This window comes from Rhodococcus sp. GQ147, assembly GCF_059759155.1.
In genome coordinates, this window is the sequence record NZ_JCAXDU010000006.1 from 179,552 (window position 1) to 203,190 (window position 23,639).

At 68.6% G+C, this 23,639-nt stretch carries 21 protein-coding genes and 1 riboswitch; of the genes, 16 read left to right on the top strand and 5 right to left on the bottom strand.

The window, feature by feature from the left end; translation table 11 throughout:
- The first annotated feature begins 34 nt into the window (after window positions 1-34).
- Both AC6CID_RS09765 and AC6CID_RS09770 read left to right on the top strand, forming a co-directional pair.
- On the top strand, window positions 35-1,666 hold the full coding sequence (locus tag AC6CID_RS09765) for an ABC-F family ATP-binding cassette domain-containing protein (protein WP_498353887.1): 1,632 nt from the start codon (window positions 35-37) through the stop codon (window positions 1,664-1,666).
- A 120-nt stretch (window positions 1,667-1,786) separates the two neighbouring features.
- Entirely contained in the window at window positions 1,787-2,038 is a 252-nt protein-coding gene (locus AC6CID_RS09770) for a helix-turn-helix domain-containing protein (RefSeq protein WP_026061044.1), read from the top strand.
- A 17-nt stretch (window positions 2,039-2,055) separates the two neighbouring features.
- On the opposite strand, the gene AC6CID_RS09775 is transcribed toward AC6CID_RS09770, so the two are convergent.
- Together AC6CID_RS09775 and acnA are read right to left on the bottom strand one after the other, a co-directional pair.
- Entirely contained in the window at window positions 2,056-2,622 is a 567-nt protein-coding gene (locus AC6CID_RS09775; RefSeq protein ID WP_006551512.1) for a TetR/AcrR family transcriptional regulator, read from the bottom strand.
- A gap of 105 nt (window positions 2,623-2,727) precedes the next feature.
- Window positions 2,728-5,532 (bottom strand): aconitate hydratase AcnA, encoded by a 2,805-nt coding sequence (gene acnA / locus AC6CID_RS09780; RefSeq protein WP_498353888.1) that lies wholly within the window; start codon window positions 5,530-5,532, stop codon window positions 2,728-2,730.
- A 341-nt stretch (window positions 5,533-5,873) separates the two neighbouring features.
- Here acnA and AC6CID_RS09785 point away from each other — a divergent pair, with 341 nt between their 5' ends.
- The 8 genes from AC6CID_RS09785 to AC6CID_RS09820 all read left to right on the top strand — a co-directional run bounded on the left by AC6CID_RS09785 (window position 5,874) and on the right by AC6CID_RS09820 (window position 14,813).
- Complete coding sequence (locus AC6CID_RS09785) at window positions 5,874-6,422, top strand: Rv1476 family membrane protein (RefSeq protein WP_024100824.1); 549 nt, start codon at window positions 5,874-5,876, stop codon at window positions 6,420-6,422.
- A 358-nt stretch (window positions 6,423-6,780) separates the two neighbouring features.
- Window positions 6,781-8,661, top strand: coding sequence for an NlpC/P60 family protein (locus tag AC6CID_RS09790; protein ID WP_498353889.1), 1,881 nt, complete (start codon window positions 6,781-6,783; stop codon window positions 8,659-8,661).
- A gap of 327 nt (window positions 8,662-8,988) precedes the next feature.
- Window positions 8,989-10,113 carry a chaperone MoxR1 gene (gene moxR1, locus AC6CID_RS09795; RefSeq protein ID WP_498353906.1) on the top strand — a complete coding sequence of 375 codons (1,125 nt, stop codon included), beginning with the start codon at window positions 8,989-8,991 and terminating at the stop codon, window positions 10,111-10,113.
- Window positions 10,110-11,069 (top strand): DUF58 domain-containing protein, encoded by a 960-nt coding sequence (locus AC6CID_RS09800; RefSeq protein ID WP_071934907.1) that lies wholly within the window; start codon window positions 10,110-10,112, stop codon window positions 11,067-11,069. Before moxR1 ends, AC6CID_RS09800 begins: the two co-directional genes overlap by 4 nt.
- Window positions 11,066-12,046, top strand: a complete 981-nt coding sequence (locus AC6CID_RS09805; protein WP_064060318.1) for a VWA domain-containing protein — start codon at window positions 11,066-11,068, stop codon at window positions 12,044-12,046. Before AC6CID_RS09800 ends, AC6CID_RS09805 begins: the two co-directional genes overlap by 4 nt.
- A 65-nt stretch (window positions 12,047-12,111) precedes the next feature.
- The gene (gene fabG1, locus AC6CID_RS09810) at window positions 12,112-12,861 is read left to right on the top strand and encodes a 3-oxoacyl-ACP reductase FabG1 (protein ID WP_024100828.1); all 750 of its coding nucleotides are present in this window, start codon (window positions 12,112-12,114) and stop codon (window positions 12,859-12,861) included.
- 46 nt (window positions 12,862-12,907) lie between these two features.
- Window positions 12,908-13,714, top strand: coding sequence for an NADH-dependent enoyl-ACP reductase InhA (gene inhA / locus AC6CID_RS09815; RefSeq protein ID WP_006551519.1), 807 nt, complete (start codon window positions 12,908-12,910; stop codon window positions 13,712-13,714).
- Between the two features lie 22 nt (window positions 13,715-13,736).
- On the top strand, window positions 13,737-14,813 hold the full coding sequence (locus AC6CID_RS09820; RefSeq protein ID WP_006551520.1) for a ferrochelatase: 1,077 nt from the start codon (window positions 13,737-13,739) through the stop codon (window positions 14,811-14,813).
- Window positions 14,814-14,826: 13 nt separating this feature from the next.
- Here the strand turns inward: AC6CID_RS09820 and AC6CID_RS09825 are convergent, their stop codons facing one another.
- Entirely contained in the window at window positions 14,827-15,507 is a 681-nt protein-coding gene (locus AC6CID_RS09825; RefSeq protein WP_498353890.1) for a winged helix-turn-helix transcriptional regulator, read from the bottom strand.
- Between the two features lie 169 nt (window positions 15,508-15,676).
- Between AC6CID_RS09825 and AC6CID_RS09830 the strand changes: the two genes are divergently transcribed.
- A complete protein-coding gene (locus tag AC6CID_RS09830; RefSeq protein WP_019289307.1) occupies window positions 15,677-16,507 on the top strand; it encodes a class I SAM-dependent methyltransferase in 831 nt (276 codons plus the stop codon).
- Window positions 16,508-16,542: 35 nt separating this feature from the next.
- Here AC6CID_RS09830 and AC6CID_RS09835 read toward each other — a convergent pair whose 3' ends face one another.
- The gene (locus tag AC6CID_RS09835) at window positions 16,543-17,352 is read right to left on the bottom strand and encodes an Rv1486c family protein (protein WP_498353891.1); all 810 of its coding nucleotides are present in this window, start codon (window positions 17,350-17,352) and stop codon (window positions 16,543-16,545) included.
- A gap of 82 nt (window positions 17,353-17,434) precedes the next feature.
- Between AC6CID_RS09835 and AC6CID_RS09840 the strand changes: the two genes are divergently transcribed.
- The 3 genes from AC6CID_RS09840 (at window position 17,435) to AC6CID_RS09850 (ending at window position 20,584) form a co-directional block, all read left to right on the top strand.
- Window positions 17,435-18,268, top strand: coding sequence for a DUF3097 domain-containing protein (locus AC6CID_RS09840; protein ID WP_064060320.1), 834 nt, complete (start codon window positions 17,435-17,437; stop codon window positions 18,266-18,268).
- 631 nt (window positions 18,269-18,899) lie between these two features.
- Window positions 18,900-19,340 (top strand): NfeD family protein, encoded by a 441-nt coding sequence (locus AC6CID_RS09845; protein WP_033096636.1) that lies wholly within the window; start codon window positions 18,900-18,902, stop codon window positions 19,338-19,340.
- A gap of 2 nt (window positions 19,341-19,342) precedes the next feature.
- Window positions 19,343-20,584, top strand: coding sequence for an SPFH domain-containing protein (locus AC6CID_RS09850; RefSeq protein WP_006551527.1), 1,242 nt, complete (start codon window positions 19,343-19,345; stop codon window positions 20,582-20,584).
- A gap of 53 nt (window positions 20,585-20,637) precedes the next feature.
- On the opposite strand, the gene AC6CID_RS09855 is transcribed toward AC6CID_RS09850, so the two are convergent.
- Entirely contained in the window at window positions 20,638-21,645 is a 1,008-nt protein-coding gene (locus tag AC6CID_RS09855; RefSeq protein ID WP_231780685.1) for a DMT family transporter, read from the bottom strand.
- 142 nt (window positions 21,646-21,787) lie between these two features.
- A riboswitch (glycine riboswitch) is annotated at window positions 21,788-21,878 on the bottom strand.
- Window positions 21,879-22,010: 132 nt separating this feature from the next.
- Here AC6CID_RS09855 and AC6CID_RS09860 point away from each other — a divergent pair.
- Together AC6CID_RS09860 and AC6CID_RS09865 are read left to right on the top strand one after the other, a co-directional pair.
- Entirely contained in the window at window positions 22,011-23,336 is a 1,326-nt protein-coding gene (locus tag AC6CID_RS09860; RefSeq protein ID WP_498353892.1) for a DUF2254 domain-containing protein, read from the top strand.
- Between the two features lie 77 nt (window positions 23,337-23,413).
- On the top strand, window positions 23,414-23,623 hold the full coding sequence (locus tag AC6CID_RS09865) for a hypervirulence associated TUDOR domain-containing protein (protein ID WP_006551530.1): 210 nt from the start codon (window positions 23,414-23,416) through the stop codon (window positions 23,621-23,623).
- The last annotated feature ends 16 nt before the right edge of the window (window positions 23,624-23,639 follow it).

The following is a 23,639-nucleotide window of genomic DNA, read 5'->3' on the forward strand; positions in this document are numbered from 1 at the left end:
CCCATCCATCGTCCTTCGTTCTAGGAGCCCGTGCGTGATCACCGCTACCGACCTCGAAGTCCGCGCCGGCGTGCGGACGCTGCTCACCGCCCCCGGCTCGGGGCTGCGGGTGCAGGCCGGGGACCGGATCGGCCTCGTGGGACGTAACGGTGCCGGCAAGACCACGACCCTGCGGATCCTCGCGGGTGAAGGCGAACCCTACGCCGGCGCCGTGATCCGTTCCGGAGACATCGGTTACCTGCCGCAGGATCCCAAGGAGGGCAATCTCGACGTCCTCGCCAAGGACCGGGTGCTCTCGGCGCGAGGTCTCGACGAGATCCTCCGCAGCATGGAGAAGCAGCAGGCGCTCATGGCGGAGGCCGTCGACGAGAAGATCCGCGACCGTGCCGTGCGCAAGTACGGTTCGCTCGAAGAGCGTTTCGCGACGCTCGGCGGATACGTCGCCGAATCCGAGGCAGCGAGCATCTGCCACAGCCTCGGCCTGCCCGACCGGGTCCTCGGCCAACCCCTCCACACGCTGTCGGGTGGTCAGCGCCGCCGTGTCGAACTCGCCCGCATCCTGTTCGCAGCCTCGGACGGCTCCGGCGGGAAGTCCGACACCACGCTGCTGCTCGACGAGCCGACCAACCACCTCGACGCCGACTCGATCACCTGGCTGCGCGGCTTCCTGCAGAACCACGACGGTGGGCTCATCGTCATCAGCCACGACGTCGACCTGCTCGCCGACGTGGTGAACAAGGTGTGGTTCCTCGACGCGGTGCGCGGCGAGGCCGACGTCTACAACATGGGCTGGAAGAAGTACCTCGACGCACGCGCCACCGACGAGGCGCGGCGCCGGCGCGAGCGTGCGAACGCCGAGAAGAAGGCGTCCGCCCTGCAGAAGCAGGCCGCGAAGCTCGGAGCGAAGGCCACCAAGGCCACTGCCGCCCAGAACATGGCCAAGCGCGCCGAGAAGCTGCTCGCCGACCTCGACGACGTGCGCGTCGCCGACAAGGTGGCCAAGATCCGGTTCCCCACACCGGCCGCGTGCGGCAAGACCCCGCTGATGGCCAAGGAGCTGACCAAGGTCTACGGCTCCCTGGAGATCTTCACCGGCGTCGACCTCGCGATCGACCGGGGCAGCCGCGTCGTCGGCCTCGGCCTCAACGGTGCCGGCAAGACGACGCTGCTGCGGCTGCTCGCCGGTGTGGAGCAGCCGGATCTCGGCGAACTCGTGCCGGGTCACGGCCTGAAGGTCGGCTACTTCGCGCAGGAGCACGACACCATCGACGACTCGGCGACGGTGTGGGAGAACATCCGGCACGCCGCTCCCGACGCCGGCGAACAGGACCTGCGGGGACTGCTCGGCGCGTTCATGTTCACCGGTCCGCAGCTAGAGCAGCCGGCCGGAACGCTCTCCGGCGGTGAGAAGACGCGACTCGCCCTGGCGGGGCTCGTCTCGTCCGCGGCGAACGTGCTGCTCCTCGACGAGCCGACCAACAACCTCGATCCCGTCTCGCGCGAGCAGGTGCTCGACGCCCTGCGCAGCTATGAGGGTGCCGTCGTGCTGGTCACCCACGATCCGGGTGCGGCCGAGGCCCTCGACCCGGAACGTGTGATCCTGCTTCCCGACGGAACCGAGGACCACTGGTCCCAGGAATACCTCGAGCTCATCCAGCTCGCCTGATCGGGCCTCCGGTCGGATCCGTCCCCCGATCCGCTCCTGCTGGTCCGATCTGCGTCCGCGCAACCTGACAGTCCTCTAGCCTGGGAAAGGGACCTTTGGCGAGGGCGCAGGGAGGATCCGATGGCGCGAAATTCCGGTGGTGGAGAGACGACCTACGCGAAGGGAGCCCGAGTTACAGGGGAATCGCGGGACCGCTTGCAGGAGGATCTGAAGCGCCGCTACGAGGAGGGCGCGAGCATTCGGAGGCTCGCGCAGGAAACCGGTCGATCCTACGGTTTCGTGCACAACGTTCTCGTGGAGTCGCAGGTGCGGCTGCGGGGCCGCGGCGGCCCGAACCGTCGTCGGGCGGCAGCGAGCGACGAGAAGGCGTGAGGAACGGATCCGGCGCGTCAGTCGCGCCGGCGCACGGATTCCTCGACGAGATCGAGAACCGCGACGAGGTCCTGTTCGGTGTGCCCAGAAGCGAGGCGGGCGACGAGCCCGTCGAGCACGAGGTCGAGATAACCCAGGACGACTTCGGTCGGCACGTCGTCGCGCAACCGGCCCGCTTCCCGCTGCCGTTCGAGGCGTCCGACGGTGGCCTCGGTGAGTTCGGCCGAATGCTGCGTCCACGCCCTCGCGAACTCGGGGTCGGTGCGGAGACGGCGTGTGATCTCGAGCCGCGTCCCGAGCCAGTCGAACTGATCGGGGGAGGACAGCATGTCGCGCATGACCTGCACGAGACCCTCGTTGGCCGCGACGTCGGCCATCCGTCTCGCATCCTCCTGGGCGAGGGCGAGGAACAGTCCGTCCTTGTCCTTGAAATGATGGAAGATCGCGCCACGGGACAGACCCGTGGCATCTTCGAGCAGTCGCACGGTCGCGCCGTCGTAACCGTATTCGGCGAAGCAGCGACGGGCACCGTCGAGGATCTGCCTGCGCCGCGCGGCGAGATGGTCCTCACTGACCTTGGGCACGCGCCACTTCCTTTCGGCTCGAGGGAGACGGCGGGCCCGAGACGAGTCTCGTCCCGGGCCCGCCGCTTCACACAGATGTGACCGATCGGGTCACGAGCACTGCTCTCAGCCGCGGATCATGTTCCGCAGCACGTACTGCAGGATGCCGCCGTTGCGGTAGTAGTCCGCTTCACCGGGGGTGTCGATGCGGACGATAGCGTCGAAGGTGACCTTCTCGCCGTTGTCCTTGGTCGCCGTGACCCTGACGGTCTTCGGCGTGACGCCCTCGTTGAGCTTCTCGATGCCCTCGATGTCGAAGACCTCGGTGCCGGTCAGGCCCAGCGACGCCGCCGACTCGCCTGCCGGGAACTGCAGCGGGATGACGCCCATGCCGATGAGGTTCGAGCGGTGGATGCGCTCGAAGGACTCGGTGATGACGGCCTTGACGCCGAGCAGGCGGGTGCCCTTGGCGGCCCAGTCACGCGAGGAGCCGGAACCGTACTCCTTGCCACCGAGGACGACCAGCGGGATGCCGGCCTTCTGGTAGTTCTGCGAGGCGTCGTAGATGAACGCCTGCGGAGCACCGTCCTGGGTGAAGTCGCGGGTGTAACCACCGGAGACACCGTCGAGCAGCTGGTTCTGCAGACGGATGTTCGCGAAGGTGCCGCGGACCATGACCTCGTGGTTGCCACGACGCGAGCCGAGCGAGTTGTAGTCCTTGCGCTCGACACCGTGGGCGTCGAGGTACTGCGCGGCCGGGGTACCCGGCTTGATCGGACCGGCCGGGCTGATGTGGTCGGTGGTGACCGAGTCGCCGAGCAGCGCGAGGACGCGAGCGCCCTTGATGTCGCTGACCGCGTCCGGCTCCATCGTCATGCCCTCGAAGTACGGAGCCTTGCGGACGTACGTCGAATCCTCGTCCCACGCGAAGGTGTCGCCCTCGGGGGTCTCGAGGTTCTGCCAGCGCTCGTCGCCCTTGAAGACGTCGGCGTAGGACTTGCGGAACATGTCCTGGTTGATCGCCGACTTGATGGTGTCGTCGATCTCCTGGGCGGAAGGCCAGATGTCCTTCAGGAAGACGTCGTTGCCGTCCTTGTCCTTGCCCAGCGCGTCGGTCTCGAAGTCGAAGTCCATCGTGCCCGCGAGCGCGTAGGCGATGACCAGCGGTGGCGAGGCCAGGTAGTTCATCTTCACGTCGGGGGAGATACGGCCCTCGAAGTTGCGGTTGCCGGAGAGCACCGCGGTGACCGAGAGGTCGTTGTCGTTGACGGCCTTCGAGATCTCCTCGGGCAGCGGGCCGGTGTTACCGATGCACGTGGTGCAACCGAAGCCACCGAGATAGAAGCCGAGCTTCTCGAGGTACGGCCACAGGCCGGCCTTCTCGTAGTAGTCGTTGACGACCTGCGAACCCGGAGCCATGTTGGTCTTGACCCACGGCTTGGTGGACAGGCCCTTCTCGACCGCATTGCGGGCGAGCAGCGCGGCGCCGAGCATGACCGACGGGTTGGAGGTGTTGGTGCAGGAGGTGATACCCGCGACCACGACGGCGCCGTGGTCGAGGACGAACTCGCCGCGCTCCTCCGAGACGACCTTGACCGGCTTCGACGGACGTCCGTGGGCGCCGTTGGCAGCCGAGTGGACGTCGACGGCACCGTCGTCCGCGAAGGACAGCACGGCCGGGTCGGACGCCGGGAAGGTCTCCTCGACGGCCTCGTCGAGCTTGGTGTGCTCGGCAGGGAGGTTCTCCTCCACGTAGTTGTGGATGTCCTTGCGGAAGGCGACCTTCGACTCGGACAGCAGGATGCGGTCCTGCGGGCGCTTCGGGCCGGCGATCGACGGGACGACCGTCGACAGGTCCAGCTCCAGGTACTCGGAGAACTCGGGCTCGCGGCTCGGATCGTGCCACAGGCCCTGCTCCTTGGCGTACGCCTCGACGAGAGCGAGCTGCTCGTCGCTGCGGCCGGTCAGGCGCAGGTAGTTGATGGTCTCGCCGTCGATCGGGAAGATCGCTGCGGTCGAACCGAACTCGGGGCTCATGTTGCCGAGGGTCGCGCGGTTGGCGAGGGGGACCTCGGCCACGCCGGCGCCGTAGAACTCGACGAACTTGCCGACGACGCCGTGCTTGCGCAGCATGTCGGTGACGGTGAGCACGACGTCGGTCGCGGTCACGCCGGGCTGGATCTCACCGGTGAGCTTGAAGCCGACCACGCGCGGGATGAGCATGGAGACCGGCTGGCCGAGCATCGCGGCCTCGGCCTCGATGCCGCCGACGCCCCAGCCGAGCACGCCGAGGCCGTTGACCATCGTCGTGTGCGAGTCGGTGCCGACGCAGGTGTCGGGGTAGGCCTGCCCGTTGCGGACCATGACGGTCGGGGCGAGGTACTCGATGTTGACCTGGTGGACGATGCCCATGCCCGGGGGGACGACGCGGAAGTCGTCGAAGGCGCCCTGGCCCCAGCGCAGGAACTGGTAGCGCTCGCCGTTGCGCTCGTACTCGAGGTCGACGTTGCGCTCGAGGGCGTCGGCGCGACCGAAGTAGTCGAGGATCACCGAGTGGTCGATGACCATGTCGGCGGGGGAGAGGGGGTTGACCTTGTTCGGGTCGCCGCCCAGGGTGGTCACGGCCTCACGCATGGTGGCGAGGTCGACGACACAGGGGACGCCCGTGAAGTCCTGCATGATCACGCGTGCGGGCGTGAACTGGATCTCGATGCTCGGGTCGGCGGAGGGATCCCAGTTGGCGATGGCCCGGATGTGATCGGCCGTGATGTTGGCACCGTCCTCGGTGCGCAGCAGGTTCTCGGCCAGGACCTTCAAAGAGTAAGGAAGTTTCTCGGTGCCGGGGACGGCCGACAGGCGGAAGATCTCGTAGGAGTTGTCTCCGACCTGCAGCGAACCCTTGGCGCCGAACGAATCACTACTGGTGCTCACGTCAGCTCCACTCGTCGTTTCGGCTGGCCGCCGACGGGGCTGTGTCGACGGCTGAAGCGAGGCACACGACGTCCGCCCGCGGCCCGTGGCCCGGATGCAGTAGTCGTGGCGTCTCGCCCTCGATTCTAACAGTACGCTTGTCCTGTATTGAACCGAAGTCGGGTCCGTCGTGTCGACGAAGCGTCCCGCCGGCATCGGTCCTGCTCGCGACGAGTGCTTCGAGCCGCCGTCGCGCGATCGCGTAATGTTCTCCCTTGCCCACGGGTGTGGCTCTTCGTGTCGTCTCCGCACGGCCGGATCGCCGTATCGCCCGGCTTCTGCCCCAGCACCACCGGAGAGAGATGTCTGCGCCACTGCTTCGTATACCGGGCCCTGCGCTCACGGATCTTCCCGCCGGGGTCTCGGTCGAAAAAGTGCTCGCCGATCTCGCCGACGACCAGGTGGCGGCGCCCTCGCAGTACGTCGACGACCTCGTCGCCGAGGTGCAGCGCGCGCAGGAGAACGGGATCGACCTCAGCGTGGTCGTGCTCGACCGGGACCCCCGTATGGATTCGCAGCTGCGCGACCTCGCGACGGAGGTCGGCGCCGAGGACGGCGGAACGGTGCTGGTCCTCAGTCCGGGATGGGTCGGGACATTCAGCGAGGATCTCGACCGCGTCACTCTCGAGGCCGCCCAGGATCGCACCTACACCGGCGATCCGGTGGTCTCCACACGCAACTTCGTCGACTCGGTGCTCGAGCCGTCACCGCCCTGGACGCTGATGACGCTGCTGATCGTCGCAGTGGTCGCCCTTGCGGCCGGCGCGACCTGGCTCGCCAAACGCCGCCGCGCGGACGGTGACGCGACCGTTGCCGGAGGTAACGGATCGTCATCGGCCAAGGACGTCTGAGGTCTCTTTCCGTCACCGCGGAGATCGTCTCCGGGTTGTCCTCGCCCCGACCGTGACGGAATCCGGCAGGGAAGATCGTTCGGTGTCCTCACGGTGTTCCTCGGTGTCCGCACCGTGTTCTTTCGGAGTTCTTCCGGCCGATCTTCGTGACTGTCATGCGACATACCCCTGAGGTGTCGTACGGTTTTCATGACGCTCTTGGGGAAGGTGTGTCACAACCCGGCTCGTGGGGACGCTGTCCGCAGCCGGTGTACGACTGCAGCGTGTGAGCCGTGGGGCACCCACGGCGAGCGGATGCTGCGTGCCTTCCTCGGGTCGTCCGGCCGGAAGTCTCGGCCACCAGGTGCGACCGAGGGAGATGCAAGTGAGACGGTTCGGTATCCACGGAGGGATTCCGCGACGGTCGGGGCCGGACGGCACCGCCACGACGCTCACTGCAGGCCGTCGACCCGACGGTCCGACGCCCGGTCGCACCCCGCGGACGCGCACCGGCACGCTCCTCGCCGGTTTGGGGTTGGTCACAGCCGTGCTCCTTACCGTGACCACGACGGCGTCCGCCGCACCGCCCCCGCCGCCGAACCCTTCGGACGCCGAGATCGACCGCGCTGGTGCGGCCGTCGCGGCCAACATCGACCGGGTGGGGCAGCTGATCGTCCGGATCGCCGGCGCGGATCAGCAGCTCGCCGAGCTCGACGCGCACGTCGCCATCCGCCGCGAGGACGTCAACCGCGCCCTCGTCGATCTCCAGAGCGCGCGCGACGCAGCGGATCTCGCCGAACGGGTGGTCGTGGATTCCCGCCGCGCACTCGACGACGCCGCCGACCGGATCTTCGCTGCCCAGAAGAACTTCGACGCGTTCGTCCGCGACAGCTACACCCGTGGCGCCAACTCGGTCTCCCTCGCGGCCTTCCTCGACGTCGACGGTCCCGACGATCTGCTCGACCGCGCCCAGGTCATGCGGTTGCTATCCGCCGGGCGCGCCGCGGTGCTCGATGCGCTCCAGCGCGCCCGGGCCCAGGAGGCCAACTCCCACTCGCGGGCACGCGCGGCCAAGCTCGAGGCCGACGCGGCGGCGGAAGCCGCCGAGCAGCGCAGGGCCGAGGCCGAGGCCGCGATTGCCGTCGCGCGAGCGGAACTCGGTCGGCAGGCCGCGGAGAAGTCGCGCATCGAGCAGGAACGTGCGAACGCGCAGAGCGAACTCGACCGGGCCCGCGTGAACGTTGCGGGCCTGGAAGGGCAACGCGCGCAGTACCAGGACTGGGACCGTCGCCGCGCAGCCGAGGAAGCAGCTGCCGCGGCGGCCGCCGAGGAGGCACGGGTCGCGGCAGCCGCGGCAGCCGAGCGTGTCGCCGCCGACGCCGCAGCCCGGGAACGTGCGGCGGAACTCGCCAACGGCCGTCGCCCCCACACGCTGATCGAGGAGTCTCCGTCGACCGGCGAGAGCGACGTCGCCTCACCGGGTGAGGTCACCACCGAATCCGGAGCGCCGGAGGGCAGTGACACCGATACGAGTGGCACCGATACGAGTGGCACCGATACGAGTGGCACCGACACGGCTGCACCGGACTACACCGACGACGCCACGGTCCCAGACGGTACCGACGGTGGATCCGTCCCGGATGGCACCGACAGCGGCACGATCCCCGACGAGGACGAAGACGAGGACAGCGGCGACGACGGTGGGATCGACTGGGAGAACCCGGATCCGGGCGACCCCGTCGTGGAGACCCCCGGATCGGGGACCGGGGGATCGGGTTCCCGCCCCTCCACACCGAATTCGACGCCCGGGACCCCGTCGCGTCCGTCCGTCACCGGTCCCGCTGCGGTGGAGATCGTCATCGACCGTGCGATGTCCCAGATCGGCGTCCCGTACGCGTGGGGTGGTGGCAACGAGAACGGCCCGACCCGCGGTATCCGCGACGGCGGCGTCGCCGATGTCCACGGCGACTACGCCAAGGTCGGCTTCGACTGCTCCGGACTGATGATCTACGCGTTCGCGGGCATCGGCATCTCGCTCCCGCACTACACCGGCTACCAGTACACGGCCGGTACCCAGGTTCCGTCGTCGCAGATGAGACGGGGCGACATGATTTTCTACGGGCCCAACGCCAGCCAGCACGTCGCGCTGTATCTCGGCGACGGGCAGATGCTCGAGGCGCCGCAGTCGGGATCGTTCGTGAAGATCTCGCCGGTACGCTGGGGCGGCATGACACCGTACGTGGTGCGCATGGTGTCGTGAGGGCGAGGTTTGCCGCGGCCCTCGTACCACCGAGGGCGGGTGCCATCCGGTCGTTTCCGGGTGCCGTCTCCCGGTCGGTGCAGGGGCGACGACACACCGAGCCGGCACCTGCAATAGTGGTGCAGCAGGTGTTTCCAGCGGAGCGACGTAGGCGAAAGCGGTGGATTGTTGGTGACCTCACGCGAGGGTGGGACGTCCGGTTCGGCGACGCCGGGCGACCAGGGCGGTAACGACGGACGCAAGAACAACCAGGCTGCGGCGGGTGCCGCGCCGGCGCCGAAGGCGGCCGGTGCGAACGGTCCGGCTCCGCAGGTGTCCGGCGCGAACATGCGGAAACCCGGCGACGCTCCTGCGAAGGCGTACGACCCCGCCGACGACGTCCGTCTCCTCGAACGGGCCATCTACGAGGTCAAGCGCGTGATCGTCGGCCAGGACCTGCTGGTCGAGCGGATGCTGGTCGGTGTGCTCGCGCGCGGGCACGTGCTGCTCGAAGGCGTTCCCGGTGTCGCGAAGACGCTGGCCGTCGAAACCTTCGCGAAGGTCGTCGGTGGGTCGTTCTCCCGCGTGCAGTTCACTCCCGACCTCGTGCCGACGGACCTCGTCGGTACCCGCATCTACCGGCAGGGACGCGAGGAGTTCGACACAGAACTCGGACCGGTCGTTGCGAACTTCGTGCTCGCCGACGAGATCAACCGCGCCCCGGCGAAGGTGCAGTCGGCGCTGCTCGAGGTGATGGCCGAACGCCACGTCACGATCGGTGGCAAGACCTTCCCGATGCCCGAGCCGTTCCTCGTGATGGCGACGCAGAACCCTATCGAGAACGAGGGCGTTTATCCGCTGCCGGAAGCGCAGCGCGACCGTTTCCTGTTCAAGGTCCTCGTCGACTATCCGTCGGTGGAGGAGGAACGCGAGATCGTCTACCGGATGGGTGTCGCCGCTCCCGAGCCGAAGCAGGTGCTCGACAACGAGCAGCTCCTGCGCCTGCAGAAGATCGCCGGCCGTGTGTTCGTGCACCACGCGCTCGTCGACTACGTGGTGAGGGTCATCTTCGCGACGCGTCGGCCCGCCGAGCTCGGCCTGCACGACGTGCAGGGCTGGATCGCCTACGGCGCCTCGCCCCGCGCGACGCTCGGCATCATCTCCTCGGCGCGTGCCCTGGCGCTCGTGCGCGGTCGCGACTACGTGGTGCCGCAGGACATCGTCGACGTCATCCCCGATGTGCTCCGCCACCGCCTGGTGCTGTCCTACGACGCGCTCGCGGACGACGTCTCCCCGGACCAGATCATCACCCGAATCCTGCAGACCGTGGGTCTTCCGCAGGTCGCGCCCCAGGCGAACGCACCCGTGCCGACCGCGACCTCCGGCCCGGCGCCTGCCGATCCGCGGGCCGCTGCCGGTCAGCAGGCGCCCATCGGTGCACCTGATCCGCAGGGAGGTGCGGGCGCGCGGTGAGCACACGTCCTCACGACGGGTCGCCACCGCGGTTCCGGACCGGTGAATTGCGCGATCCCGCGCTCACCGCCGCGCTCCGCACCCTCGAGCTCACCGTGCGGCGCCGTCTCGACGGCGTCCTGCACGGCGACCATCTCGGTCTGATCCCGGGCCCCGGTTCCGAGCCGGGGGACGCCCGCGAGTACCAGCCGGGTGACGACGTGCGGCAGATGGACTGGTCGGTCACCGCGCGCACGACGCACCCGCACGTGCGGCAGACCGTCGCCGACCGGGAACTCGAGACGTGGCTCGCGGTCGACCTCTCGGCCAGCCTGGACTTCGGTACCGGCATGTGTGAGAAGCGCGACCTGGCGATCGCAGCGGTGGCCGCGCTCGCGCATCTGACCACCGGCAGCGGGAATCGGATCGGCGCGGTGATCTCCACCGGCAACGAGACGGCCCGCGTCCCCGCGCGTGGTGGGCGGCTGCACGCCCAATCGTTGTTGCGTACCGTCGCGACAACCCCGCACGCACCCGACGGGACCCGCGGTGATCTCCAGGGGCTCGTCGAGTCGCTGCGACGTCCCCAGCGCCGCCGCGGTCTGGCGGTCGTGGTGAGCGATTTCCTCGGCCCTCTCGACTGGGAGCGTTCCCTGCGGGCACTGTCCGGCCGGCACGAACTGCTCGCTGTCGAGATCGTCGATCGCCGCGACCTCGAACTGCCCGATCTGGGCGACGTGGTGCTGCACGACCCGGAAACGGGCCGCACCCGTGAATTCACGACTACTCCCGAACTGCGGGCCGACTATGCGCAGGCCGCCGTCGAGCATCGCGCGGCCGTGCACCAGGCGCTGCGTAGTTCAGGTGCACCGGTGCTGACGTTGCGCACCGACCGCGACTGGATCGGCGATGTCGTCCGATTCGTCGCGGCCCGGCGGCACAGCTTCGGCGCACCCGCACGGCAGGGGGGACGATGAGCCTGTCCGGTTTCACTTCACCGTGGTGGCTGCTGCTGTTGTTCGTCGTCGCCGCCCTCGGCGGCGCATACGTGCTGGTCCAGCGCCGGCGCCAGACGAACACGCTGCGCTTCACCAATCTCGAGCTGCTCGAGAAGGTCGCGCCCGCCCGCCCGGGACGCGCTCGGCACATTCCCGTCGCACTGTTGCTCGTCGGGCTCGTCTTCCTCACCGTGGCGCTCGCCGGCCCGACCGCCGAACAGCGGGTGCCGCGCAACCGGGCCACGGTCGTGCTTGTCATCGACGTGTCGTTGTCGATGGAGGCCACGGACGTCGCGCCCACACGACTCGCCGCCGCACAGGAGGCGGCCAAGCAGTTCGCCGACGACCTGACGCCCGGCATCAACCTCGGTCTCGTCGCGTTCTCGGGTACCGCCTCGGTCCTGGTCTCGCCGACCACCAACCGGGAGGCGAGCAAGTCCGCGATCGACAACCTGCAGCTCAGCGAGCGCACTGCGACCGGCGAGGCGATCTTCACAGCGATGCAGTCGATCGACACGCTCGCCGCCGTGCTCGGCGGTAGCGACCAGGCGCCGCCCGCGCGGATCGTGCTGCTGTCCGACGGCAAACAGACCGTCCCCGAGAGTCCCGACGATCCCCGCGGGGGCTTCACCGCGGCGCGGCAGGCGGCGGAGAAGGGAATCCCGGTCTCGACCATCTCGTTCGGCACCCAGACGGGCACCGTCACCATCGAGGATGATCGGATCCCCGTGCCCGTCGACGATCCGTCGCTCAAGGAGATCGCGAATCTCTCGGGCGGGAGCTTCTTCACGGCGGCAAGCCTCGAAGAACTCGAGGACGCCTACAACACGCTCGAGGAGCAGATCGGCTTCGAGACGACCCGCGGCGACGCCAGCCGTCCGTGGCTCATGCTCGGAGCGTTCTCGGTGATCGCGGGGCTCGGCGCGGCGATGGTGTTGCGCCAGCGGTTGCCCTGATCCACCTTGTGCACGCTCACGGAGCGTTTTCCGTCCCGGCCAGGCCACCAGATAGGTTGGAATGCATGACTGACGCAGATAGTGCCGCAGCGTCCACGCGCGCGGGTGCCACCCCCCGATCCGTCCTCGTCACCGGTGGAAACCGCGGGATCGGCCTCGCCGTCGCCCGTCGCCTGCAGGCGGACGGCCACAGGGTCGCCGTGACCCACCGCGGTTCGGGCGCGCCCGACGACCTGTTCGGTGTGCGGTGCGACGTCACCGACGCCGACTCGGTCGACGCCGCGTTCAAGGAGGTCGAGGAGCATCAGGGTCCCGTCGAGGTGCTCGTCGCGAATGCGGGCATCACCGACGACACCCTGCTGATGCGCATGACCGAGGACCAGTTCAGCTCGGTGATCGACGCGAACCTCACCGGCGCCTTCCGGTGCGCCAAGCGCGCCAACCGTGCGATGCTCCGTGCCCGTTGGGGCCGCATGATCTTCCTCGGCTCCGTGGTCGGCCTCGCCGGTCAGGCCGGTCAGATCAACTACGCGTCCTCGAAGGCCGGTGTCATCGGGCTCGCCCGTTCGGTCACCCGCGAACTCGGTTCGCGATCGATCACGGCCAACGTCGTCGCTCCCGGTTTCATCGAGACCGACATGACTGCGGATCTGTCAGACGACCTGCGCGACACGGCGAAGAAGTTCATCCCGCTGCAGCGACTCGGCAAGCCCGAGGACGTCGCAGCCGTCGTCAGCTTCCTGGCCTCCGACGACTCCGCCTACGTCTCCGGCGCCGTGATCCCGGTCGACGGCGGCATGGGCATGGGCCACTGACGGTCACGCGACCACATCCGAATCTCACTGGAGGACCGACACACTCATGGGCGGACTGCTCGAGGGCAAGACCATTCTCGTCACCGGCATCATCACCGATGCCTCGATCGCCTTTCACACCGCGAAGGCCGCGCAGGAACAGGGCGCGAAGGTGATCATCACCGGCTTCGAGCGACTCCGGTTGATCGACCGGATCGCGCAGCGTCTCCCGCAGCCGGTGCCGCCGGCGATCTGCCTCGACGTGCAGAACCAGGAGGATCTCGACGGTCTCGCCGACAAGATCCGCGAACTCGCACCGGAGGGGATCGACGGTGTCGTCCACTCCATCGGTTTCGCACCCCGGTCCTGCCTGGGCAGCCCGTTCCTCGACGCGCCCTGGACGGACGTCGCGGTGGCGCTCGAGGTGTCGGCCTACTCCTACGGCGCGCTCGCCAAGGCCGTCCTACCCGTCATGAACGAGGGCGGTTCGATCGTCGGAATGGACTTCGACCCGTCCCGGGCCGTGCCGTTCTACAACTGGATGGGTGTCTCCAAGGCGACGCTCGAGTCGGTGAACCGCTACGTGGCCAAGGAAGTCGGCCCGCGCGGTATCCGTTCGAACCTCGTCGCCGCCGGCCCGATCAAGACGCTCGCGGCCAAGGCCATCGCGGGCGACGCGACCGGCCCGGGCGCGGAGATGAACCGTCTGAACGAGGGTTGGTCGGCGGCGTCCCCGATCGGCTGGGACGTCGACGATCCGACGCCCGTGGCGAAGACCGTGTGTGCGGTGCTGTCCGACTGGCTACCCGGGACAACGGGATCCATCGTCTACGTCGACGGTGGTTTCCACTCCCAGGTCGGCTTCGGCAGCTGACCGTACGACGGAAGGCACTCCCATGACGAACACCCCCGGGGCGTACGACGCGCTGATGCTGCTGTCGTTCGGCGGACCGGAAGGACCCGACGACGTGCGACCGTTCCTCGAGAACGTCACCCGCGGACGAGGGATCCCGCCGGAACGACTCGACGAGGTCGCGCAGCACTATCTGCACTTCGGGGGTGTCTCGCCGATCAACGCCTTGAACCGGGCGATCATCGACGCCGTCCGCGCCGAGTTCGACGTGCACGGTATCGATCTGCCGATCTATTTCGGCAACCGCAACTGGCATCCCATGGTCGAGGACACCGTCGCGCGGATGCGCGACGAAGGGATCCGTAACGCCCTGGTGTTCGCGACCTCCGCCTGGGGCGGCTACTCGGGTTGCCGGCAGTACCACGAGGACATCGCGCGGGCGCGGGACGCCGTCGAGGACGCCCCGCAGCTGACGAAGCTGCGGCACTTCTACGACCACCCGCTGTTCCTCGATGCCGTCACCGACGCCGTGCGCGCGGCCCGCGTCGAACTCGCCGACGACGTGCGCGATTCCGCGCGCGTGGTGTTCACCGCGCACTCCGTTCCGACCTCCTTCGACGCGACCGGTGGTCCGCCGGAGGAGGGCGGCCGTCTCTACAGCCGGCAGGTCGCCGAAGCGGCGCGGTTGGTGGCCGAGGCGCTCGGCGAGGGCGACTACGACCTGGTGTGGCAGTCGCGGTCCGGTCCGCCGCAGGTGCCGTGGCTCGAACCCGACATCGTCGACCACATCGATGCGCTGCACGAACGGGGAGTCCGAGCCGTCGTGGTCGTGCCGGTCGGGTTCGTCTCCGATCATCTCGAGGTCGTGTGGGATCTCGATACCGAGGCTCGCGATCGGGCCGCTGAGCTGGGCATGGGCTTCTCTCGTGCGGCGACGGCCGGAACCGACCCGCGCTTCGCGCAACTCGTCCGCGAGCTCGTCGAGGAACAGCGGGAGGGGGTCACCGCCCGTCGCTGCGGCACCGAACCGCTGCTCGGGTCCGCGTGCAACGGGAGCCTGTGCGCCGTCGGGTGCTGTGAGCCGCCGAAACGCCCGTCCCGGCCCGCCGCGAACGGATAGATGCCTCCGAGCCTCACCGGGCGGAGTGCCCGGCCGGTGAGGCCAGAGGGGAGTCGAACCAGCGGGGCAGCGACCGGCGCAGGGCGCTCGGACCGTCGACGACTACGGCGCCCGAGCGCAACGCGTCCGGCCAGGTCGCTTCGCCACGCCAGATCTCGGTCAGCTCCCGCAGTCCCGTCGTCACCCGGATCGAGACCTCGAATCCTGGGTCCTCGTCGCACACGTCGACGTCGTGCGGCGTGATGACCATCCACCACCGGCGCGACGCGTGAGTGACCGTCGGGAAGACGAACTCCACGACCACCCGGGATTCCGGCAGGGCCGCATGGTCGACGTGCCGGTGCATGTCCCACATCAGCAGTCGCGGATCGAGGTCGACCTCGCCGAGTTTCCCGGTCCACCGCGTGCCCCACGCACCGAGTGCGTCGACGACGGTCTCGAGATTGCGTCCCGCCGGGGTGAGCACGTATCGGACGTCGTTTCCGTCCTCGAGGCGCTGCACGATGCCCGCCGCTGTGAGCTGGTGCATCCGCTTCGACAACAGCGTCGGCGACATGCGGGGCAGGCCGCGTCGGAGGTCGTTGAACCGTTCGCTGCCGAGCACGAGTTCGCGCACCACGAGCAGCGTCCACCTCTCGTCGAACAACTCCATCGCCTTGGCGACGGGACAGAACTGGTGGTAGGGCGGGCCCATGATCGGATCGTAGGCCGGTCGGACCGCCGCGACCAGCACGGATGAGCGGCGGTGCAGTACAGATTGTGTACTGGAGGACACCGCGTCCGCGTTCCTACAGTCGATTTGTGACCCGGGCCGCTTCCGAGACGGTGCCGAAGCCGGGTCCCTCGACAGGAGGAATCCTCTGATGACCGACATCTCCACGACACACGACGCCGATCTCGCCCTGAAGGCCAAGCACCGGGCGATGTGGGCACTCGGCAACTATCCAGCGGTGGCGACCGAGGTCATCGCCGAACTCGGCCCCGCTCTCGTGGCCGCGACCGGAATCGGTCCGGGCGACCGTGTCCTGGACATCGCCGCCGGATCGGGCAATGCGTCGATCCCCGCCGCGCTCACCGGTGCGACGGTGCTCGCGACCGACCTGACCCCGGAACTGTTCGAGGTCGGCCGCCGTGACGCCGAAGCGGCAGGTGCGACGCTCGACTGGCAGGAAGCCGATGCCGAAGCGCTCCCGTTCGACGATGCGAGCTTCGATGCCGTGATCTCTTGCGTGGGAGTGATGTTCGCGCCCCACCACCGGGCCGCGGCCGACGAACTGCTCCGGGTGACCCGCCCGGGCGGACGTATCGGGCTACTGAGCTGGACCCCCACCGGCTTCATCGGGCAGATGTTCGCGACGATGAAACCGTATGCGCCACCGCCCCCGCCGGGTGCACAGCCGCCGCCGCTGTGGGGCGACGAGGTGCACGTGCGCGAGCTGATCGGCGACCGTGTCACCGACCTGCAGGCACGCACCGAGAACCTGCGCGTCGAACGCTTCGCGACCGGGGAGGACTTCCGCGAGTTCTTCAAGTCCGCCTACGGCCCCACCATCGCGGTGTACCGCAACATCGCGGACGACCACGATCGGGTCGCGGCTCTCGATCTCGACCTGCTCGAACTCGCCCAACGTCACGATCTCGGTGGGGGAGCGATGAATTGGGAGTACCTGTTGGTCACCGCGCAACGGAGTTGACGCGCACTGGAGTCGACGCGCACTGTCGGCCGCGGTCAGTGATGGTGCTCGGCCCGCAGAGCCGCCGCGACCGCACCGGTGCGGGCCTCGCGGACCGCGGCCCACAGCGGCTGCAGCGCGCCCTCGCGGCCGGTGGCGGCGGACACCGAACCGGCCCGCAGACCTCCTCCGCGACCGGCCACGGTGAGGATCGCCGCGACCTGGTCTGCGGTGTCGAGGACGCGCACGGCACGTGCGGGCAGTGACGGGGGATAGCGGTGCCGCGCGAGTTCGGCGACCTTCTCGGCGATCTCCGTCCGCGGATCGGTGCGGCGCCCGTCGGTGCCCACCGTCGGGATTCCGCTCAACGCGGAGGCGGCATCACGAACCGCCTCGCGGATCGCGAACTCGGCCGCACCGAGACCACCGTCGACCGCGATCTCGGGTACCGCCGGCAGCGTGAAGACGTTCCACCGTAGGACGTCCGGACCCTCGATCACGGGTACCAGACCCAGCCCCGGGGTTCCGGGCGCTCCCACGACGACGCCTTCACCGGCAGCCAGCGCCGCGGAGGCGAACGCCGTACCGGCAGGCAACGCGCGGACGTCGCCCGGGGCGGGAAGGACGAGATGCAGACCGGCGCCGGCGGCGGAATCGACGCGGCGGATCAGGGTGAGCAGCAGGGCGGCACCGTCGGCGACACCCTTGTCGGGCAGATCCGCCGCGGAGGCCGTCGCCGCATCGTGGGCACCCACGAGATGCATCGGCGCCCACTCGTGCAGCGCATCGATCACATCGTCGGGGGAGGCGTGACCGGACCGCCACGACCCCGCCCACACGGTCAGCGTCAGGCTCGGAGAACTCACCCCGAAAGCATACGGCGACCGCGCACGGCGGTCCGGCGTGGCAGCGCGAGCGGTCCCGCGCAATGTCCTAGGGTGGACTGGCGTGAGCCCACGCGATATCTACGGCGGCGACATCTACGCCGGTCACGCCCGCACCAAGAAGAAGGCCGTTCCCGAACTCGCAGCGGAGCGCGGCGTCGTCGTCGAGGACGCCGCATCCGGCTGGTGCGGCGCGATCGTGGGAATCGAGAAGACCCACGACGGCGACTTCGTGCGGCTCGAGGACGCGCAGGGACGCACCCGTCTGTTCGCGATGCGCCCCGCGGCCTTCCTGGTCGACGGAGCACCCGTCACCCTCGTCAAACCGAAGATCCGTCCCGCCTCCGCACCGACGAGATCCGCCTCGGGATCCACCCGGGTGGAGGGTTTGCGCGCACGCGTGGCGCGGGGAAGCCGGATCTGGGTGGAGGGCGTGCACGACGCCGCCCTCGTCGAACGGGTATGGGGGCACGACCTGCGGGTCGAAGGCGTGGTCGTCGAACAACTCGAGGGCCTCGACAATCTCGGCGCCAGGCTGGCCGAGTTCGAACCCGGCCCGGGCCGGCGCGTCGGTGTGCTCGCCGACCACCTCGTCACCGGGTCCAAGGAGGAGCGTCTCACCGCGAATCTCGGTCCGCACGTGATGGTCACCGGCCATCCCTACATCGACGTATGGCAGGCCGTGAAACCGAAGGCCGTGGGCATCGACACCTGGCCCTCCATTCCGCGCGGACAGGACTGGAAGACCGGCGTCTGCCGTGAACTCGGCTGGGGCACGCCGCAGGACGGCTGGCGGCGCGTCTACAACGCCGTGAACTCCTTCCGCGATCTCGAATCGCACCTCATCGGCGCCGTGGAGCGCCTCGTCGACTTCGTCACCGAACCCGACGAGGGCTGACCGAGCGCAACCATGACGGTGGGGTGGGTGCCCTGGAGCGACAGCGCCCGGAACAGGAACATCGGCCGGATGCGGCGGTCTGCCGGCGACCGGACGAAGGTGCGGTCGGCGACGGGTACATCGTCCTCGATGTTTGCGCGAACGCGCTGTGCGGGAGTGACTTCCATTGCCGGACTCCTCGGGTGCGAAGCCTGGGGAACGGATGCGGACATCAGCTGTCGGTGGAGGGGGAGGGCGGCTTCGTTGTCGACGAATCGTCGTGCGACCGGGTGGTAACGAACGGTGCGGACCGCTTCGACGATCCATTCGACGGCGCGCTCGTACGGGTCCTCGATGTCGTCGATGGCCGCGTGGAACCGCGTGACGAGCTGATCGAGCTCCCACGAGGAGTGAACGCGCGGGGGTGATGCCGGTAGTTCGGGGACGGTATCACCGATTTCACAACGGCAAAAGGATGTGTTTCGGTTGCCTCCACTTATGAAGCCGGGGTGACATTCCGGTCAGGACGGAAAGCCGAAGAATATAGAATTACCGACCTGAGATCTTCCCTGCGGAAAGCAGCCTCGAGGACGAGGGGCCAAGACCGCTTCCTCCACCAGGGCATCTGCCAGGATGTCCGATTTGTGGTTCGATGGTGATCGTGGCCGCATTGATTTGGTTGATCGCCGGAGTGGCGTTGGCGGCCGGCGAAGCGCTCACGGGCGATTTCGCGCTGCTGATGCTCGGCGGTGCAGCGCTCGTCACCGGCGGTGTCTCCGCGGTGACCGATCTGCCCGTCTGGATCGACGCGGTGATTTTCGCCGTGACCTCGCTGGTTCTGCTGCTCGGTGTCCGGCCGATGCTGAGGCGCCGGTACTCCCAGCCGCCCGCTCTGCCCACCGGGATCGACGCTCTCCCGGGCAAGCACGCGTTGGTCCTCGAGCAGGTGGGGGAGCATTCCGGGCGCGTGAAGATCGACGGTGAGGTGTGGACCGCCAGGCCGCTGGACGCCACCGAGGTGTACGGGCCGGGAACGACAGTGACAGTGATGCAGATAGACGGCGCGACTGCCGTCGTGTGGAGGGGTGTCTGAGGATGGAAGCTCTGATCGTGCTCGCCGTAGTGGTGGCACTGGTCGTGGTGGTCGTGGCCAAATCGGTATCGCTGGTACCGCAAGCGGAGGCCGCGGTCATCGAACGTCTCGGCCGGTACTACCGGACGGCGTCGGGTCAGCTCACCTTCCTGGTGCCCTTCGTCGACCGCATCCGCGCGAAGGTCGATCTACGCGAACGTGTCGTCTCGTTCCCGCCGCAGCCGGTCATCACCCAGGACAACCTGACGCTGAGCATCGACACGGTCGTGTACTTCCAGGTGACGAACCCGCAGGCGGCGGTCTACGAGATCAGCAACTACATCGCCGCGGTCGAGCAGCTCACCGTCACCACGCTCCGCAACGTCGTCGGCGGAATGACCCTCGAGGAGACGCTCACCTCCCGCGACTCCATCAACGGTCAGCTCCGCGGTGTGCTCGACGAAGCGACCGGCCGATGGGGCCTGCGTGTCGCCCGGGTCGAACTCAAGAGCATCGATCCGCCGCCGTCGATCCAGGAATCGATGGAGAAGCAGATGAAGGCCGACCGCGAGAAGCGCGCGATGATCCTCACGGCCGAGGGTCACCGTGAATCCGCGATCAAGACCGCCGAGGGCGACAAGCAGTCGCGCATCCTCTCCGCCGAGGGTGCGAAGCAGGCCGCGATCCTCGAAGCCGAGGCCGACCGGCAGTCGCGGATCCTGCGCGCGCAGGGTGATCGCGCGGCGCGCTACCTCGAGGCCCAGGGCGAGGCGAAGTCCATCGAGAAGGTCTTCGCCGCGATCAAGGCCGGCAAGCCCACTCCGGAGCTGCTCGCCTACCAGTACCTGCAGACCCTGCCGCAGATGGCCCAGGGCGATGCGAACAAGATGTGGGTGGTGCCGAGCGACTTCGGCAAGGCGCTCGAAGGATTCGCGCGGACGCTCGGCGCGCCCGGCGAGGACGGCGTCTTCCGCTTCGAGCCGAGCCCTGTCGACGAGGAACTGCAACGGCCCGAGGACGACAGTGCCGAGGTCGAGGACTGGTTCGCGACCAAGCGCGATCCCGAGGTGGCCCAGGCCGTCGCCGAAGCCGAGGCGGTCGCGCGCAAGCCGGTCGACCCCGCAGTTCGGACGGGTCTCGCCACGGAGGGGACGCAGAGGGGTGCCGGTGAAGTACAGTCGGCGTTGCCCGCAACGCCGCCGGCGCAGCGCTGGATGACGAACGACGCATCCGAGCAGCCGGCCGAGCCGCCGCAACAGCAGTAACGGAAACCGATCACGAGTGGGAGGGCGCGCCGACCGGCGCGCCCTCCCACTCGTCATCGGCGGCCGAGCATCGGCAGTGCCATCGCCACCACGATGAGACCGGCGCCCGCGGCGGCGAGCGCGGTCACGGACTCTCCGAAGGCGACCATGCCGATCATCAGCGCGACCACGACTTCGAGGTAGGACAGGCCGGACAGTTCCGCGGCGCGGAGGTGCTTGCCTGCGACGACGAGCAGCCCCAGCGCGAACAGACCACAGACGACGAAGAACCCACCGGCCCACAACCAGTGCGTCGCGGTCATCCCCGACAGGTCGGGTCGAGTCACCGCGACCATCCCACCTGCCGCGACGGCGCCGAAGACGAAGTTCCACAGGGACCGGACGTCGGACGGCATGTCGGTGCGATAGCGGTAGCACAGCAGGGCCCCGCCGTAGAAGACTCCCGAGGCAGCGCCCAGCACGGTACCCAGCGTCTCGTGCTCGCCCCCGGACGATTCACCGCCCACCAGGCCGGCGGCGAGCAACATGCCGGCGAACGCCGTGCCGATCGACAGGGCGTCGAGGCGACCGACCCTCTCCTTCAGGAACACCCGGGCGAGGGCCGTCGCGACGACGGGGCCGAGGTAATGGAGAACCACGGCACGGGACAGGTCGGTCAACACCGTGGCGGACAGATAGGTCGCGAGGGACAGTCCGAGGAGCACACCGCCACCGACGACCGACCAGGACAGGCGGGTCCGGCGCAACTGTCCGAGGCGGCGGGACAGCGCGATCAGGACGAGCATGCCGATCGCTCCGACCGCCATCCGCCCGAGCGTGAGTGCTTCACCGAGCACCGCGCCTTCGGGAGTGGCCTTGCGGCCGAACAATCCTGCGGCGCCCATCGCGGTCGCGGACAGCACGATCGCGGCGATCCCGAGTCGCCGGTTCGTACGCGGCGGCGACTTCGGGGCGGGGGAGGGAGGGAGAACAGGGCCACGCGACTCGGTCGGTGCAACTTCGGGGCGCTGCTCGAGCAGCGCATGATCGGCGCGCAGGGGCGCGCCCAGGGAAACGGTCACACGTCTACCTCGGGTCCAGGGTGCACGAAACGAGCACCAGCGGGTGTTGTCGTTCCCCGCTCTGTCATCGGACCTGAGAGCTTTCGCGGACGGAGCCGCTTACACCTTCGGTGAACCCGGAAGAGTTGCTTTCCAGAGGAGCCTCGCCGTGGCGGTCTGGGGGGCCTGAGAGATTCCCGGGGAGGTTGCTCCTTCGGCGCCCGCTGTGTGCGGGACTCTCCCGCCGCGGTTCGGTGGCTGTTCAATTGTCCGTCGAGTATCTCATGGACTTGCCGTAACCGTGCCGTAGGGGACATCCGGTGCGTGTGCCCACAGCTCGCTGCGAGTGCCCGCGGTACGGATTGCGGATGGTTAGCTTGGTCGACATGAGTGCTCTGCCGAGACCGTGGATGCAGTTGCGGATCGCCGCGGGCGTATACCGATTCCGGGAGAGTCTGTTCGCGCTGCCCGCGCTGGTCGTCGTCGCCGGAGCCGTGCTCGCGGAGGTGAGCGGCTACATCGATCGGACCTTCGGCCCCTTCGCGTGGGGCATGAAGATGAACAGCAACGCCGCGATCTGGCTGCTGAGCACCGTGGCGGGTGCCACGATCACCACCGCCGGCGTCGTCTTCTCGTTGACCGTCGTGAGCCTGCAGTTGGCCAGCAGCCAGTTCTCGCCGCGGGTGATGCGGTCCTTCATCCGGGATCGGGCCAGCCAGACGGTGATCGGGGTGCTGGTGGCGACCTTCGTCTACTGCGTGCTGACACTGCGCCACATCGGCGCGGACGACGCCGCACCTGCCCCGACACTGTCGACCACCCTCGCTGTGGTCCTCGCGGTGTCGACCGTGGTGCTCATCATCGCCTATCTCAACCGGCTGGCCCACGGTCTGCAGGTCGGGGAGGTGGTGCGCAGCATCGCCTCGGAGGCCGAGAAGGTCATCTCGAACACGAGCCGGAGTTCGCGCGGCGAGATCCACGTCGACCGGGTGCCGGAGCCGGATTTCACCGAGGGGGCGACGGTGTACGCCCGGCGCGACGGCTGGGTGACCCAGGCGCCGGCCGAGCTCGTTCTCGCCGTGGTACCGCCGGGTTCGGTCGTGCGGATGGAGACGCGTCCCGGCGCGTACATTCACTGCGGGGAACCGCTGCTGCGGATCCATCCGAAGCCGGAACGGGCGGTGGTCCTGCGGCGGCTCGAGGCGGCCGTGGAGATCTCGAATACGCGCACCATGCAACAGGACGTGGACTTCGCGCTGCGGCAACTCGTCGACATCGCGCTGCGCGCACTGAGCCAGGCGATCAACGACCCGACGACCGCCACCGAGGTGGTGCTCCGGCTCGGCAGTCTGCTGCGCACCCTGCTGGTCACCGACAGTCCGGTGCCGGCGATCGGGGGTGCGGACGGCCGGATTCTGCTGCGTCCGTGGATCCTGTCGCCCGACGAGTACATCGAGCACGCCTTCGAGCAGATCCGGCAGGCCGGCTCGGCGCAGCTGCACGTGGCCACGGCGCTCGCCCGGGTGCTGCGCATGCTCATCGATCATCTCTCCGAGCAGGGGCGCACCGGGTCGGTGCCGGCCTTGCAGCACCAGTTGCGTCTGCTCGTCGACGCGGTGGTCGCCCGGCCCGAGTTCCGTCCGGAGGACCTCGAACGTTTCCGTGCCGTCGCCGAGGGGTCCGCGGATCCCGCGGAGCATCGGACGGACTGATCGTCTTGGGGTGTAGGACCGATGGGAGACGGTTATCCGACTGCCACAGGAAGCGAGCCGATCGGGAGGACGACGACATGGCGACCCACTTCTCCGTCGGTGACCATGTCCGATGGAACTCCGAAGCCGGATACGTCGAGGGTGTGATCATTGCGAAGCACACGGAGGACGTGGAGTTCAAGGGGCGCACGCGGCGGTGCAGCGAGGACGAGCCGCAGTACGAGATCCGGAGCGACAAGACCGATCACGTCGCGATGCACAAGGGGAGTGCGCTGAAGAAGACCTGACGGTGGAGATCCCGGC